At 35.1% G+C, this 15954-nt stretch carries 11 protein-coding genes; 10 read left to right on the top strand and 1 reads right to left on the bottom strand.

Features of this window, described 5'->3' with window-relative positions; all coding sequences use genetic code 11:
• The first annotated feature begins 222 nt into the window (after positions 1–222).
• Positions 223–3384, top strand: a complete 3162-nt coding sequence (gene ileS, locus Q5O86_RS05055; protein WP_302626056.1) for an isoleucine--tRNA ligase — start codon at positions 223–225, stop codon at positions 3382–3384.
• Between the two features lie 92 nt (positions 3385–3476).
• Complete coding sequence (locus tag Q5O86_RS05050) at positions 3477–5954, top strand: glycogen/starch/alpha-glucan phosphorylase (protein ID WP_302626055.1); 2478 nt, start codon at positions 3477–3479, stop codon at positions 5952–5954.
• Between the two features lie 98 nt (positions 5955–6052).
• Here the strand turns inward: Q5O86_RS05050 and Q5O86_RS05045 are convergent, their stop codons facing one another.
• Positions 6053–7030 carry a hypothetical protein gene (locus Q5O86_RS05045; RefSeq protein ID WP_302626054.1) on the bottom strand — a complete coding sequence of 326 codons (978 nt, stop codon included), beginning with the start codon at positions 7028–7030 and terminating at the stop codon, positions 6053–6055.
• Positions 7031–7501: 471 nt separating this feature from the next.
• Here Q5O86_RS05045 and Q5O86_RS05040 point away from each other — a divergent pair, with 471 nt between their 5' ends.
• The 8 genes from Q5O86_RS05040 (at position 7502) to Q5O86_RS05005 (ending at position 15351) form a co-directional block, all read left to right on the top strand.
• A complete protein-coding gene (locus Q5O86_RS05040) occupies positions 7502–8545 on the top strand; it encodes a SpoIID/LytB domain-containing protein (RefSeq protein ID WP_302626053.1) in 1044 nt (347 codons plus the stop codon).
• Positions 8546–8601: 56 nt separating this feature from the next.
• On the top strand, positions 8602–9387 hold the full coding sequence (locus tag Q5O86_RS05035) for a M23 family metallopeptidase (protein WP_302626052.1): 786 nt from the start codon (positions 8602–8604) through the stop codon (positions 9385–9387).
• Positions 9388–9632: 245 nt separating this feature from the next.
• Positions 9633–11120 carry a glycerol kinase GlpK gene (gene glpK, locus Q5O86_RS05030; protein WP_302626057.1) on the top strand — a complete coding sequence of 496 codons (1488 nt, stop codon included), beginning with the start codon at positions 9633–9635 and terminating at the stop codon, positions 11118–11120.
• A 185-nt stretch (positions 11121–11305) separates the two neighbouring features.
• The gene (locus Q5O86_RS05025) at positions 11306–11833 is read left to right on the top strand and encodes an ECF transporter S component (RefSeq protein ID WP_302626051.1); all 528 of its coding nucleotides are present in this window, start codon (positions 11306–11308) and stop codon (positions 11831–11833) included.
• 9 nt (positions 11834–11842) lie between these two features.
• Positions 11843–12388, top strand: coding sequence for a TIGR01440 family protein (locus Q5O86_RS05020; RefSeq protein ID WP_302626050.1), 546 nt, complete (start codon positions 11843–11845; stop codon positions 12386–12388).
• A gap of 160 nt (positions 12389–12548) precedes the next feature.
• Positions 12549–13205, top strand: a complete 657-nt coding sequence (locus Q5O86_RS05015) for a response regulator transcription factor (RefSeq protein WP_302626049.1) — start codon at positions 12549–12551, stop codon at positions 13203–13205.
• 78 nt (positions 13206–13283) lie between these two features.
• Positions 13284–14633, top strand: coding sequence for a cell wall metabolism sensor histidine kinase WalK (locus Q5O86_RS05010; protein ID WP_302626048.1), 1350 nt, complete (start codon positions 13284–13286; stop codon positions 14631–14633).
• A 16-nt stretch (positions 14634–14649) separates the two neighbouring features.
• Positions 14650–15351, top strand: coding sequence for a hypothetical protein (locus Q5O86_RS05005; protein ID WP_302626047.1), 702 nt, complete (start codon positions 14650–14652; stop codon positions 15349–15351).
• Positions 15352–15954 lie beyond the last annotated feature (603 nt).

Genomic DNA, 15954 nt, shown 5'->3' with positions numbered 1-15954 from the left:
TATGTGAATAGGGCGAAGCCCGCGACGAAATAGACCAAAGGTCTATGAGTACGCATGGCGAAAAGTATGTGAATAGGGCGAAGCCCGCGACGAAATAGACCAAAGGTCTATGAGTACGCATGGCGAAAAGTATGTGAATAGGGCGAAGCCCGCGACGAAATGGACCAAAGGTCTATGAGTACGCATGGCTTATATTAATAAAAGAACAGAAAGGAGTACGACATGTACAAGAAGGTATCAACGAGTCTGAACTTTGTTGAGAGAGAAAAAGAAACTTTAAAATTCTGGCAGGAAAATGATATTTTTGAAAAGAGTATGGATAGCCGTAAAGAGGGAGAAACGTATACTTTTTATGACGGTCCGCCAACTGCAAATGGTAAGCCGCATATTGGTCATGTGCTTACCCGTGTTATAAAAGACATGATTCCCCGTTATCAGACAATGAAGGGACATATGGTTCCTAGAAAAGCCGGTTGGGACACACATGGTCTTCCGGTAGAGCTTGAAGTGGAAAAAATGCTGGGATTAGATGGAAAAGACCAGATTGAAGAATATGGTCTGGAGCCTTTTATTGATAAATGTAAGGAAAGTGTTTGGAAATATAAAGGTATGTGGGAAGATTTTTCAGGTACAGTAGGTTTCTGGGCAGACATGGATAACCCTTATGTTACTTATGAGGATAATTATATTGAGTCCGAATGGTGGGCTTTAAAGAAAATTTGGGATAAAAATCTTTTATATAAAGGATTTAAAATTGTACCTTATTGCCCTCGTTGTGGTACACCTCTTTCATCACAGGAAGTAGCACAGGGATATAAGGATGTAAAAGAACGTTCAGCAATCGTTAGATTCAAGGCAAAAGATGAAGATGCTTATATTTTAGCATGGACAACGACACCGTGGACACTTCCAAGTAATGTGGGACTTTGCGTAAATCCGGTAGAGGATTATGCAAAAGTAAAGGCGGTTGACGGAAATATTTATTATATGGCAGCAGCACTTCTTGACACCGTACTGGGAAGTCTTGGAAATGAAGAAGAGGGTGTTAAGGCTTATGAAATTTTAGAGACATATAAGGGAAAAGACCTTGAATATAAAGAATATGAGCCATTGTATGAATGTGCTTATGAAAAAGCAGAAAAGCAGCATAAAAAAGGTTTTTATATCACATGTGATTCCTATGTAACACTTACAGATGGTACGGGTGTGGTTCATATTGCCCCGGCATTTGGTGAAGATGATGCAAATGTAGGACGTAATTATGATTTACCTTTTGTACAGTTAGTTACAGAAAAGGGTGAGATGTCTGAAGAAACACCTTTTGCAGGATTGTTTGTAAAGAAAGCTGACCCGGAAGTATTAAAGGATTTAGATGCCAGAGGTTTGTTATTGGATGCACCAAAATTTGAGCATAGTTATCCGCATTGCTGGAGATGTGATACTCCACTTATCTATTATGCAAGAGAATCATGGTTTATAAAGATGACAGCTGTAAAGGATGATTTAATTCGAAATAATAATACGATTAACTGGATACCGGAAAGTATCGGAAAAGGACGTTTTGGTAACTGGATTGAGAACGTTCAGGATTGGGGTGTCAGCCGTAACCGTTATTGGGGTACCCCTCTGAATATCTGGCAATGTGATTGTGGATGTATGCAGTCAATTGGAAGCCGTCAGGAATTATTTGAAAAATCGGGAGATGAAAAGGCAAAGACAGTTGAGTTCCACAGACCGTATATCGATGAAATAACAATGCCATGTCCTGAGTGTGGTGGCACAATGAAGAGAGTGCCAGAGGTAATCGACTGTTGGTTTGACAGTGGAGCAATGCCGTTTGCCCAGCACCATTATCCGTTTGAAAATAAGGAAGTTTTTGAACAGCAGTTTCCTGCTGACTTTATTTCAGAGGCAGTAGACCAGACAAGAGGATGGTTCTATACACTTCTTGCAGAGTCAACATTATTGTTTAATAAGGCTCCATACAAGAACGTTATTGTATTAGGACATGTTCAGGATGAAAATGGTCAAAAGATGAGTAAGTCTAAGGGAAATGCGGTAGACCCGTTTGAGGCCTTAGAAAAATATGGAGCAGATGCTATTCGGTGGTATTTCTATATTAATTCGGCTCCATGGCTTCCGAACCGTTTCCATGGAAAAGCTGTAGAAGAGGGACAGCGCAAGTTTATGGGAACGCTTTGGAACACATATGCATTTTATGTATTATACGCAGAGATTGACCAGTTTGACCCGATGAAATATGAGCTTGATTATGATAAGTTATCTGTAATGGATAAATGGCTTCTGTCAAGAATGAATTCTATGGTTCGGTCAGTGGATGAAAATTTAGGAAGTTATAGAATACCGGAAGCGGCAAGAGCATTGGATGAGTTTGTGGATGAGATGTCTAATTGGTATGTAAGACGTTCCAGAGAACGTTTTTGGGCAAAAGAGATGCCACAGGATAAAATTAATGCTTATATGACTCTATATACGGCACTTGTAACAGTAGCAAAGGCAGCAGCTCCGATGATTCCATTTATGGCAGAGGATATTTATCAGAACCTGGTTCGCAGTGTAGATAAGAATGCAGCAGAGTCTGTTCATCTTTGTGATTTTCCGAAAGTAAATGCAGCACATATTAACAGTGAACTTGAAGATAATATGGATAGGGTTCTGAAAGTGGTTGTGCTGGGTCGTGCGTGCAGAAATAAGTCAAATATTAAAAACAGACAGCCGATTGGTAAGATGTTTGTAAAAGCAGATTTTGAATTGTCAGAGTTTTATAAGGAAATTATAGAAGAAGAATTGAATGTTAAAGAAGTTGATTTTACTGATGATGTGAGAGCCTTTACGTCATACTCATTTAAACCACAGCTTAGAACTGTAGGACCAAAGTATGGCAAATTCCTTGGAAAAATTAAAGAAGCTTTAGCAGGTTTAGATGGAAACGCAGCTATGGACAAATTAAATGCAGGAGAAGCACTCGTTTTTGATTTTGACGGCAATGAAGTTGTTCTTTCGATGGAAGATTTGTTGATTGAAATGGCTCAGGTGGAAGGATATGTCTCTGAGGGAGAAGGAGATTTGACAGTTGTTCTGGATACAAACCTTTCGTCAGAACTGATAGAAGAAGGCTTTGTCAGAGAAATTATTAGTAAAATTCAGACAATGAGAAAAGAAGCCGGATTTGAAGTGATGGATAAAATTATAGTAAATATTGATAAAAACGTTACAATTCAGAGCGTTATTAGAGACAATCTTGACGAAATTAAGTCCGAAGTGTTGGCAGAGCATGTGGAATTTGATAGAATAAACGGGTACGAAAAAGAGTGGAATATCAATGGTGAGAAGGTAACTTTGAGCGTTGAGAAAATCTCTTAAAGACTGGCTTAGTTTCACATAAATTTTTTGAAATTAAAAGGGAACGGTATACATTGTGATATCGTTCCTTAATTTGGAAATGGAGAAAAGATATGGCTAAAAGAGAATTAGTAAATGAAAAGGAAGAGTTTAAGACTGCGTTTAAGAAGCGTGTGAATGACCAGGCTAAAATGCTTTACAGAAAAACTCTGGATGAAGTAAGCGATAGACATAAATTTGTGTGTGTTGCCTATGCTGTGAAAGATATAGTTATTGACCAGTGGATTGCCACCCAGAAAGCATATGATAAAGCGGATGGAAGAACTGTGTACTATTTGTCTATGGAATTTCTGATGGGCAGGGCTCTTGGTAATATGATTATTAATTTATCCAGCAGAGATGAGATAAAAGAAGCAATTGAGGAATTGGGATTAGATATTAACGTAATAGAAAATCAGGAACCGGATGCAGCACTTGGAAATGGTGGTTTGGGAAGACTTGCGGCATGTTTTCTTGACAGTCTTGCTACATTGAATTATCCGGCTTATGGATGTGGTATTAGATATAAATATGGAATGTTCCAACAGAAGATTGAAAATGGTTTCCAGAAAGAGATTCCGGAAGATTGGTTAAGGCATATTAATCCTCTTGAAATCAAGCGTGAGGAATATGCATGTGAAGTAAGGTTTGGCGGTCATGTCAGGATAGAGCATAGAGATGGACGTAACTATTTTGAGCAGGAAGGATATCAGGCTGTTATGGCAATTCCGTATGACATGCCAATTGTTGGTTATGGAAATAATGTTGTTAACACCTTGAGAATTTGGGATGCAGAGCCTGTAGTTCATTTTAATTTGGATGAGTTTGATAAAGGTGCTTATATGGCAGCTGTAGAACAGGAGAACCTTGCAAAGACAATTACAGAGGTTCTTTATCCAAATGATAATCATTATGCGGGCAAGGAATTAAGATTGAAACAGCAGTATTTCTTTGTATCAGCTTCACTTCAGACAGCGATAAAGAAATATTTGAAAAAGCATGATGATATAAAGAAGTTATATGAAAAGGTTGTATTTCAGATGAATGATACACATCCAACACTCACAGTTGCAGAGCTGATGAGATTGTTGATGGATGAGTATTTACTAGAGTGGGATGAGGCATGGGAAGTTACCACAAAGTGCGTAGCTTATACAAACCACACGATTATGAGTGAAGCACTTGAAAAATGGCCGATTGAGTTATTCTCAAGACTTCTTCCAAGATGTTATCAGATAATTGAGGAAATCAATAGAAGATTTTGCATTGAAATTGAGCAGAAATATCCTGGAAATCATGAAAAGATTGCAAAGATGGCAATTATTTATGATGGTCAGGTGAAAATGGCGCATCTTGCTATTTGTGCGGGTTATTCTGTTAACGGTGTTGCAAGACTCCACACAGAGATTTTGAAAAATCAAGAGCTTAGAGACTTCTATGAGATGATGCCGGAAAAATTTAATAATAAGACAAATGGTATTACACAGAGAAGATTTCTGTTACATGGAAATCCGTTACTGGCTGATTGGGTAACAGATAAAGTTGGCAGTGACTGGATAACAGATTTGCCAAAAATTAAGGGGATTGAAGTGTATGCAGACGATAAAAAAGCTCAGGCAGAGTTTATGAATATAAAATATCAGAATAAAGTACGCTTAGCGAAATATATTAAAGAAAACAATGGTATAGATGTGGACCCTCGCTCTATTTTTGATGTACAAGTAAAGAGACTTCATGAGTATAAGCGTCAGTTATTAAATATCTTACATGTAATGTATTTATACAATCAGATAAAAGAACATCCTGAAATGGATTTTTATCCGAGAACTTTTATCTTTGGTGCAAAGGCAGCAGCCGGATATAAAATTGCCAAGTTAACGATTAAATTAATTAACAGTGTTGCAGATGTGATTAACAATGATACGTCAATTAACGGTAAGTTAAAAGTTGTATTTATTGAAAATTATCGTGTTTCTAATGCCGAAATGATATTTGCAGCTTCTGATGTCAGCGAGCAGATTTCTACTGCATCTAAGGAAGCATCCGGAACAGGAAATATGAAGTTTATGCTGAATGGTGCTTTGACTCTTGGTACAATGGATGGTGCGAATGTTGAAATCGTAGAGGAGGTAGGTGTAGAGAATGCATTTATCTTCGGGCTTTCTTCAGATGAGGTAATTAATTATGAGAATAATGGTGGATATGACCCAATGCAGATTTTCAATTCTGATATGGATGTCAGAAAGGTATTGATGCAGTTAATCAATGGATTCTATTCACCGGATAACCCGGAAAGATTTAGACCAATTTATAATTCGCTTTTGACAAAAGAGGAGACAGGTGTTGCAGATAGATACTTTATTTTAAAGGATTTCCGTTCTTATGCAGAAGCGCAGACAAGAGTTGAAGCGGCATATAGAGATGAAGAAGGATGGGCAAAATCTGCAATTCTTAATGTGGCAAATGTTGGCAAATTTACTTCGGACAGAACAATTGAGGAGTATGTACAGGATATTTGGCATTTAGATAAAGTAAAAGTAGAACTTGATTAGTTATTTATATAATATATAAAAAGTCATTTCACGTTGTAGTGTACTATAATGTGAAATGACTTTTTATTATGAATTGTTAATTAATATTATAAAAGTAACTATTTCCAATAATTATTTACTAACAGATGAGCTTCTTCAGAAGTTACAGAATAGTTGGAAATAATCTTATTACAAGCATATTCTTTTGTAGCGTTAAACTCACGGCATGTTTCAATGATTGGTATGATAAAAGGTAATTGCCCGTTAGATAGGTTTTTTTCAATAGCATCGAGAGTCTTTTCACGGTTATTAAGCTGAACTTCTCTGTTATTAAGCTGAGTTTTCTCGTTATCAAGCTGAGTTTTTTGGTTATCAAGTTGAGTTTTTTGGTTATCAAGCTGAGTTTTTTGGTTATCAAGCTGGGTTTTCTCGTTATCAAGTTGAGTTTTCTCGTTATCAAGTTGAGTTTTCTCGTTATCGAGCTGAGCTTTCTCGTTATTAAGCTGAGTTTTTTGGTTATCAAGCAGGGTTTTTTCGTTATCAAGCTGAACTTTTATGTCATCAAGAGCTTTCAGTTGCTCTTCAACTTGTAATAGTTTATCCCCAAGAGTTTCTAAAACTTTTCCACCCATAACAGAATTAACCTCCTCTCTTACCTTGACATTATTCTGCGAAATATAATCTACAAGTTTAACTGTAAGGTCAAATATGTTTGTCATATCATATTGCTTAATTATACCATTTTCTTTTGCTGTTTCCAATCCTTTTTTTAGTTCAATAAATTCGGATTTCATTTTTTTTAATGCGGTATCGTCGTGGTTTTTTATTTCTTTTTCATACTTCAAAATGTAGTAAGGAATAAAGAAAAATAGTTGTTTATGAATGACGTCATCTTTTGTGTATGTATGTAATTTTATAATAGGTATTTGATATGTTACCTGCTGTTTGTCCGGAAAATCAATCAACATATTCATCGTATCTGGTGTGCTGTTATTAGAGCGCAAGTATAAAACAGCAGAATGTGGAAAACTAAGTCTATAGTAGTCTTGTTCTTTTATAGCAGTGTTGACTGCAATAAAAAAATCATATTCAACCATTCTGAGAATCATTGTGCCATCATGATTGCTTTGGCATTCTATATGGTAGAGTTTGTCATGTAGACGAATGCAGGAATCTGTTATTCTTTCTGCAATGCCATTTTTGTTTTGAGACAGGATGGAATAATGTTCGTTAGATAAGGAGTCGAGCTTCTCATCAATACTATAATTTTGCGAAAATATTTCATTAATTAAAGGAATTAAAAGTTTAGGATTTTTATCACACAGAGTTCTAAAAATATCATCAAATATAGTGTTGTTGTGTGAAACATTTATTGACCTGTCGTCATTGTCCCGGGTTATGATTTTTATGAGATATCGCCTCCTTTTAAGAAAAAATAACATATATGATATTAAAATAGTAACATATAATATATATTAAATCAATAATAATATAAACAAAAGTAATTATTTCAACATTAAGAAAATATATTATATAAAATGCGTGTAATAGATTCGGTAAAATATAAAATGATAAAGAAGTACACTAATTTCGTTGTTGTATTTGTAGTTGTAATATTAGTGTTTCCTGTATTAATTACATTGGTTTCCAATAAAGTTAATGTGAATAATAAAAAAAGTAATATTATTTTATCAGGTAAGACAATTGTGGTAGAGAATGGTACATATAGACAGACTATGGACATGGAATATTTTATTCCATGCGTATTAATGGCACAAATGCCGTTAGATTCTCCTATAGAAGCATTAAAAGCGCAGGCAGTGGTAATAAGAACATATATCCTAAAACAAATGGGCAAAAATAATAGTATAAATTCCAGACAATTAAAGTTGCCATATATAGAATATGGACAATTGCAGAATATGTGGTTTGAAGAATATGTTAAAAATAATATAAACAATTTTGGAGGTATATTATGTAACTTTACAGGAATCGGAAAGAGTATTTCCTTTAAAGAAAATAGTGATTATTTATATTCAATTATAGAAAAGACGAATCTAAAAGTTTTAAAAAAGGATGGAGTATTGGTGCTGCCGCTTTTTCATGAGACCAGTAATGGGAAAACTAGAGATGGGAGTGAGATTTTAGGAGATAATTATGAGTATTTAAAAAGTGTAAATTGTAAAACAGATTTGCAGAATGATGAATATATTGGTATTAAGTATTTTACTATGAAAGAAGTTCAGAGCTGTTTTAAAAAGCATGGAATTATTTTTTATAAAGACAATAAGGAAATATTTAATGATAACAATTTGGATACAAAAAGTTTTTTAAAATTGGTAGATATAAGCTTGAAAGATAAATCCAATTATCAGTTAATAGTTAAAATAGGAGATACAAAGATTGAGGGGGAGACCTTTTCTAAAGCATTAGGATTAAATTCAACATCAATGGATATTGAGGAATATGAAAGCGGTATAAGAATTACAACAAGGGGAGTTGGGCATGGATTCGGTATGAGTTTATCCTATGCAAAGGAACTGGCAAAAGACGGAAAGCAATGGAAAGATATTTTAAAAACCTTCTATGATGTAGCAATTGTAGATTATTAAATTTTATTTGTATAAATCTGTAAAAGGGTGGTCATACTATCAATGAGGTGATGAGTATGGATAAAAAATTTATTGCAGCAATCGTTGTTTGCGTGATGGCATTGACAGCCGTAGCTACAGGCACATATTTTATTGGACAGAAAGGCAGAGAAAATGTCATTAATTTAAAAGAAGCAGAAAACGTTGCAACGACAACAGAGGATAAAAATGTAGAGGCGGCACAGAAGGTAATAGAAGAAACAACAGTAGAGGGAGACAGAGTAGCTGATTTAGAAAGTTACTATGGAACAGAGGCAAATGAGACAAATGCTGTGGATGCGAACAATGTCGTTGAAGCAAATACAGAATCCAACGTTTCAGAAGACGACTATATGTATGGCTTATCTGAGGAAGCAGCAGCACAGATTAAAGCACTGAAGTTTGGAAAGAAAAGCGAATTGCTTTGGCCTGTTCAGGGAAGTATCATTATGCCTTATGATATGGATAATACCGTTTATTATTCAACATTAAACGAATATAAGTGTAATCCGGGCATAGTAATTCAAAGTACAAAGGGAACTGCTATCAAGGCAGCGGCAGATGGAGTTATAACAGCTATTGACGAAGACGATGAATTAGGTGTATGCATAAATCAGGCAATTGGAAGTGGTTATATAGCTACTTATGGACAAATTGTTAATCCGGAAGTTGCAGCAGGTGATTATGTAGAAGCAGGTCAGACGATAGCTTATGTAAATACACCGACGCGTTATTATACAAAAGAGGGGGATAATGTTTATTTTGCTATTGCGAAGGATGGAAATACTGTTGATCCTTTAAAATTTATTGATTATGAGGATTAATAGAGACACATTTTAGAAGTAATGGAATAAAATAAATTAGATTAATATTTAAAATTGGTAAGTCTATTTGCTGTAATTTGTGTGCAGCAGGCAATAAGGTTTATACCTGTTGCTTTAAATAGATTTGGCTGTCACATTATGTGGCAGCCTTTTTGAATGTAATCGATGCCGTTTCCGGCATTGCCAAAGCATGATAAATTGTTTAAAATATTTTATTATAATTAAAGGTACGGAGGATAATGGCAATGACAAAATATGTGATGGCATTGGACCAGGGAACAACGAGTTCGAGGACAATACTTTTTGACAAGGCAGGTAAAATAGTGTGTCAGGCAAATAAGGAATTTGAGCAGATTTTTCCAAAACCCGGCTGGGTGGAACATAATCCGCAAGAAATTTGGGAAACACAGCTTTTTACAATCAGAGAAGTCATGAGAAAAGCTAAAATAGAGGCGGATGACATAGAGGCAATCGGAATAACGAATCAGAGGGAAACTACTGTCGTATGGGATAAAAAGACGGGAGAGCCTGTTTACAATGCTATCGTGTGGCAGTGCAGACGAACATCAGATATGATTGACAAACTTGTGGAAGATGGATTGAAAGAGATAATAAAGAAGAAAACAGGGCTGGTACCCGATGCTTATTTTTCGGGGACTAAGATAAAATGGTTATTAGAAAACGTAGAAGGAGCCGCAAAAAGGGCGAAAGAGGGGCAGTTGCTATTTGGAACGATTGACACATGGCTGATGTGGAAATTAAGTGGTGGAAATATACATGCTACTGATTATACAAATGCAAGCAGAACCATGCTTTTTAATATTAATGATTTGAAGTGGGATGAAGAGTTGTTAGATGTTTTAGGGATACCAAAATGCATGTTGCCTGAAGTGAAGGCTTCCAGTGGTATTTTTGGATATACCTCGGAAAAAATTTTTGGAAAAAATATTCCTATCAGTGGTGTCGCAGGTGACCAACAGGCGTCATTATTTGGACAATGTTGCTTTGAAAAGGGGGATGTAAAGAATACATATGGAACAGGGTGTTTTCTGTTAATGAATACCGGAAATGTTCCGGTAGAATCTAAAATGGGGTTAATTACAACTATTGCGGCGTCCACAGATAAGGTGGAGTATGCTTTAGAGGGAAGTGTTTTTGTGGCGGGTGCCGCCATCCAATGGCTTCGTGACGAAATGAAAATGATGGAGAGTGCGTCTGATAGTGAACAAATTGCGTTGAAAGTTAGTGATACAAATGGTGTGTATGTGGTTCCGGCATTTACAGGAATGGCAGCGCCATATTGGAAACAGAATGCCAGAGGAATGGTAGTTGGTATTACAAGGGGAACGGGCAGAGAACATTTTATAAGAGCAACGCTAGAGTCCATGGCGTATCAGACGTATGATGTACTAAAGGCGATGGAATTGGACTTAGGTGATAATATCAATTCGATAAAGGTAGATGGCGGTGCCTGTGCAAATAATTTTCTTATGCAATTTCAATCAGATATTATGGGGAAAAAAGTATTAAGGCCACAGGTGATTGAGACTACAGGGCTTGGAGCAGCATATTTGGCCGGACTTGCTACAGGATATTGGAACAGTAAAGACGAGATAAAATCAAATATGAAGATAGATAGAACCTTTGAAAGGGTTATGAAGTTAGAAGAAGTATCTGACAAACTGGAGGGGTGGAAAAAAGCTGTAAAATGTGCAATTGCATATACAGAGTAAAGAAGTAACTGGTATTGTTTTTTTAAAACAAATTGGGTATATTAACAATACCATATACTGATATAATCTATTTTAGAAAATGATAGTTCATATAAAATGAAGTTAATAGTCAGTCACATGACTTGAATTGTCAATCCTTTTACAGGAAAAAGTTAAATATATTGGATGATATCGGGAGAAATATTATGGAAGTAAATATTAGGAAAATTGTATTGACAGCACTATTTGCAGCGCTTACCTGCGTGGCTACAATGATTATAAAGGTTCCAACACTTGGAACGAATGGATACGTTAATATAGGAGATACGATTGTACTCCTATCTGCATGGATAATTGGTGGTGTATACGGCGGTTTGGCAGCAGGCATTGGTTCTGCATTTGCTGACATTTTTTCAAATTATGGAACTTATGCACCAGGTACGTTTGTAATAAAGTTTTGTATGGCAATTGTGGCATATGCCATATTGATTGCTCTTAAAAAAATTAATGGCAACAAAGTTATCGGATATATTGTAGGTGGAATTGTGGCAGAGGCAGTAATGGTCATAGGTTATTTTCTTTATGAAAGTACATTACTTGGTTATGGAGTAGCAGCAGTAGGCTCTATTCTAAGCAATATGATTCAGGTAGCTACCTGTCTTGTACTGGCATATGTTTTGATTGCTGTTTTAGAGAGTTCAAAGGCTACATCATTGATAAAGAAGTATATTTAGGAGGGTATTATGTATTCTGATATTACAAAACAGGCAGAGGATATTACAAGAGAGATTGTTGATAAGGCGGGACTTAAAAAAGGACAGATTTTAGTTGTGGGATGTTCCTCCAGTGAGGTTTGTGGTGACAGAATCGGGAGCAATTCTAACTTAGAAGTTGCACAGGCGCTTTTTAAGGGAATATATAATGTATTGCAGGAAAAGGAAGTTTACCTGGCGGCGCAGTGCTGTGAACATCTAAACCGTGCTATTATTGTTGAAAGAGAGGCAGTTCCTTTTTCAGAGACAGTGAACGTGGTACCACAGCCAAAAGCGGGTGGTTCTTTTGGGACAACGGCATATAAGACATTTAGGGAGCCGGTTGTTGTGGAAGAGATAAAGGCAGATGCCGGTATTGATATTGGTGGGACATTGATTGGAATGCATCTCAAGAAAGTAGCAGTGCCTGTAAGACTGGAACATAATAAACTGGGAGAGGCATTGGTTCTCGCAGCAAGAGTACGCCCGAAGTTTATTGGTGGAGAGAGAGCGGTATATAGCGAATCGCTTATGTAAAATGAAAGTTATAAAGGTTGAATATAAATTAGAAAATAGCTATTCAGAATTGTCTGGATAGTTATTTTTGTGCAATTAGGTTTCTGAATTATACATTTTAGAAACATTTGGAGTGTATTGTATAAAAGCGGGAATAGTACAAATGGAGAGGTGGAGTAAGATGTATCATATTTTAGTAGTTGAAGATGAAATGTCAATAGCAGAACTAATTCAGATAAATTTAATACAGAGTGGATATCATTGTACCTATGTTCTTGATGGAGAACAAGCAGCAGAAAAGATTGAGGAGCAGGATTTTGATTTAATTTTGCTCGATATAATGTTACCAAAAATTGATGGATATGAGTTATTAGAATATATTAAACCGACAAATACACCGGTAATTTTTATTTCGGCAAAGGAGGCGGTTAAGGATAGAATCAGAGGAATTAAGTTGGGAGCGGATGATTATATTGTTAAGCCTTTTGATATTTCTGAGGTTTTAGCAAGAGTAGAGATGGTACTCAGGCGTTATGGGAAGGGGAATAACAGGTTAAAGTTTAAAAATATTGTCATTGACCAAAATACAATGGAAGTAAAAAGAGATGATAAAATAGTTGCTCTTACACCAAAAGAATATGAGTTGTTAGTAGTTCTTGTCCGGAATAAAAATAATCTTTTGTTTAGAGAAGATTTGTTTGAAAAAGTGTGGGAAACAGAGTACATTGGAAATAGCAGAACATTAGATTTGCACATACAGAGATTGAGAAAAAAATTAGACCTAAAAGATGAGATAAAGACGGTATTTCGGATGGGATATAAATTAATTGGAGAATAAAATATGAAGTTTTCTTTGAAAATAGTGTTGGGGACTTGCATAATTATTGCGATATGCTTTTCACTGGGTGGAATTTTTATGATACAGAAAAATTTTAGCGTAGCATATGATAATGCGGTGGAAGCTTTTTCGAAACAACATATTGTAAACAGGTATTCATTAGAGTCGAATATAAGAAGTGCAATGGAATCCGGGAGAGAATTTTCGGATAGTATGGTAAGTGAATTTGCCGATAAAATGGTTAGTTATGGTAGCGAAAAAAGTGAGGCAATTTTACAGAATGGAAAAGGAAAGGTTATCTTTTCAAGTATTCGTGATATTGATAGAAAGACACAAAACTATATAAACAGAAAAGAAGGGTATTATGAAATTTACGAAAAAAGAGAAAAACACTATTTTCTGATAGGCTCTAAAATAAGAGTTTCTGAAAATGTTATAACCATGGTAAACAGATTTGATATGTCAGATACATTTGCGGAAAGAGACCGGCAGACACAGACATTTTTTCTAATAGATGTGTGTATTATAATGATTGCATTTATTTTAGTATGGTTTTTGTCATTTTATCTTACCAGAAATATAAAAAAGCTTAGCCAGATTAGCAGTAAAATTTCTGGCGGGAAGTATGGAATTAGAACAGATATAAAAAGTAAAGATGAGATTGGAGAATTGAGCAAAAATTTTGATATCATGGCAAGGTCTGTGGAGGAACATATTGAAAAATTAGAAAAAGATGTGGAAGCAAGAGAACAGTTTGTGTCTGACTTTTCTCATGAATTAAAGACGCCAATGACATCTATGATGGGATATTCAAAAATGTTATTGGGGGATAGCCTTACAGAAGAACAGCAGTATATAGCAGCGGAATATATTTATAGAGAATGTAAAAGGTTAAAACGGTTGTCAGTGACGCTTTTGAAAATGTTAGAGATTACCGAAGAAAAGATTGAATATAAATGGTTATATACAAATTTGATTGTAGAGAATATCGAAAAAATATGTTTTCATCATATGATGTATTCTACATTAGAGATTAACATGGAACAGGGGCAGATATTTACTGATGCAGCTTTATTAATTACACTTGTCAGAAATTTAGTGGAAAATGCGGATAAGGCATGCAAGGATAGAGACGGTGGGAAGGTTTGTCTAAGCGGAACGGTAAGGAGCAGTAAATATGTAATATCTGTCAGAGATAATGGATGCGGAATGGCAGAAAATGAAATAGAAAAAGTAACAGACGCATTTTATATGATTGACAAGGCGCGTGACAGAACTATCGGAGGAACGGGAATCGGTCTCTATATATGTAAAAAAATATGTGAAGCGCTAGAAATAAAAATGACGATAAAAAGTATTTTGAATAAAGGTACGGAAATAGAATTGTTAATTTCAAAATATAGAGATGTTTTAGAAGAGGATTTATAATAGGAGATAAATATAAATGTTAATAAAGTTTAGAAATACTGTTTTTTTAATATTAGGAATATTGCTTTTAACATCTATATTAATGCTGCCCCGGATATATTTTGCACTGATGGATAGTTATGCGTATGAAACAGAACAGAAAATGGAAAAAATTTCTTTCGAGTTGAACAGTGAAGTGAAAAATATTAAGATGGTAAGCAGATTACACCAATTGCTAAACAGTTATTATATTGAAAATAGTGTTGAAAATATATTTTTAGTTGCGGTGGAACAATATAGTGCCAATGCTGTGGATATTTCTTCAAACTATAAGAGTGGAAAAATACAAAAGAAGTTAAATAAAGCGGGTTTTTTGAAATATATTTGTGCGGATAAGATAAAAGATGTTAATTTTATTACAAAAATAGAAACAGATAGTAATGTGGGTATAGAAAGATATATATGGAAAAGTGATAATGAATTTATCGAGATAAAATGGGATAATGAAATGAATAAAATTATTTATGTCAAGTACCAGGGAAAGCAGGCAGAGAAAATTACAGAGAAAGATATATATAAGATGGAAAAGGAATATCTGGTTTATATGAATCTGTCACTGATAGATGACTGGAATTATAATAATAAAAAGATGGTGTCAAAGAAGGCGCATCTGGCACTTACTTTTTTACATGATGTAAAGAGTAAAACATTACAATTGCAGTGGGAGATAGCAAATTAGTAATTAGATACATCTCGGATAAATGCAAGGTATAAAATTCTGATATGAAGAAATTCGTATCAGAATTTTTTTGTTACGAGAATAGGAGGTTAAAGAAATGAGGAAAAAGAGAAGAATCGTTGTTTGTTTTATTACAGCAGTATCATTACTGACAGGGTGTGGGATTGGAAGTGGAAATGAAACTGTCAGTTTTAAAGATGACAATATTACTTCGGTTGAAACAGACATGATAAAACAGGATAAAGCGGATGATATGGAGGGTAAGCTGCAAATGCTTACAGATAATACATGGCAAAAATCTTATAGTTCAGAAGATGGCTGGTACTATATCAATGATGCTTATGAAATAGAAGAAAATGATGATAGATTGCCATCGGTTATGTATGTGGATTATAAATCCGGGAAAAGTATCTATTTATGTAATAAATTGAATTGTAAGCATAATTCTTATAAATGTAATGCAGTTCTACCCAAAGAGGCTGACAGAGAAAATACTTTGTTTGGACAGGGGGGATATTTATATATCGTGTCAACGGACTATGACCAATCAGGCAGTATGTCTTCAGGAGATCGGAAGAGCGTCGTGTAGGGAAAGAGTGTAGA

This window comes from uncultured Eubacterium sp., from assembly GCF_937958975.1.
Lineage (GTDB): Bacteria > Bacillota > Clostridia > Lachnospirales > Lachnospiraceae > Eubacterium_G.
The sequence above is the reverse complement of the archived record's forward strand: the minus strand, read 5'-3'. Positions and strand labels throughout refer to the sequence as shown.

What these genes read in the sequence shown, in the direction of transcription:
- Q5O86_RS05035 (WP_302626052.1), top strand. Translation starts at nt 8,602, where the DNA reads ATGGATAAAAAATTTATTGCAGCAATCGTTGTTTGCGTGATGGCATTG.
- Q5O86_RS05020 (WP_302626050.1), top strand. Translation starts at nt 11,843, where the DNA reads ATGTATTCTGATATTACAAAACAGGCAGAGGATATTACAAGAGAGATT.
- ileS (WP_302626056.1), top strand. Translation starts at nt 223, where the DNA reads ATGTACAAGAAGGTATCAACGAGTCTGAACTTTGTTGAGAGAGAAAAA.
- Q5O86_RS05050 (WP_302626055.1), top strand. Translation starts at nt 3,477, where the DNA reads ATGGCTAAAAGAGAATTAGTAAATGAAAAGGAAGAGTTTAAGACTGCG.
- Q5O86_RS05040 (WP_302626053.1), top strand. Translation starts at nt 7,502, where the DNA reads ATGATAAAGAAGTACACTAATTTCGTTGTTGTATTTGTAGTTGTAATA.
- Q5O86_RS05045 (WP_302626054.1), bottom strand. Translation starts at nt 7,030, where the DNA reads ATGGTTGAATATGATTTTTTTATTGCAGTCAACACTGCTATAAAAGAA.
- Q5O86_RS05015 (WP_302626049.1), top strand. Translation starts at nt 12,549, where the DNA reads ATGTATCATATTTTAGTAGTTGAAGATGAAATGTCAATAGCAGAACTA.
- Q5O86_RS05025 (WP_302626051.1), top strand. Translation starts at nt 11,306, where the DNA reads ATGGAAGTAAATATTAGGAAAATTGTATTGACAGCACTATTTGCAGCG.
- Q5O86_RS05005 (WP_302626047.1), top strand. Translation starts at nt 14,650, where the DNA reads ATGTTAATAAAGTTTAGAAATACTGTTTTTTTAATATTAGGAATATTG.
- glpK (WP_302626057.1), top strand. Translation starts at nt 9,633, where the DNA reads ATGACAAAATATGTGATGGCATTGGACCAGGGAACAACGAGTTCGAGG.
- Q5O86_RS05010 (WP_302626048.1), top strand. Translation starts at nt 13,284, where the DNA reads ATGATACAGAAAAATTTTAGCGTAGCATATGATAATGCGGTGGAAGCT.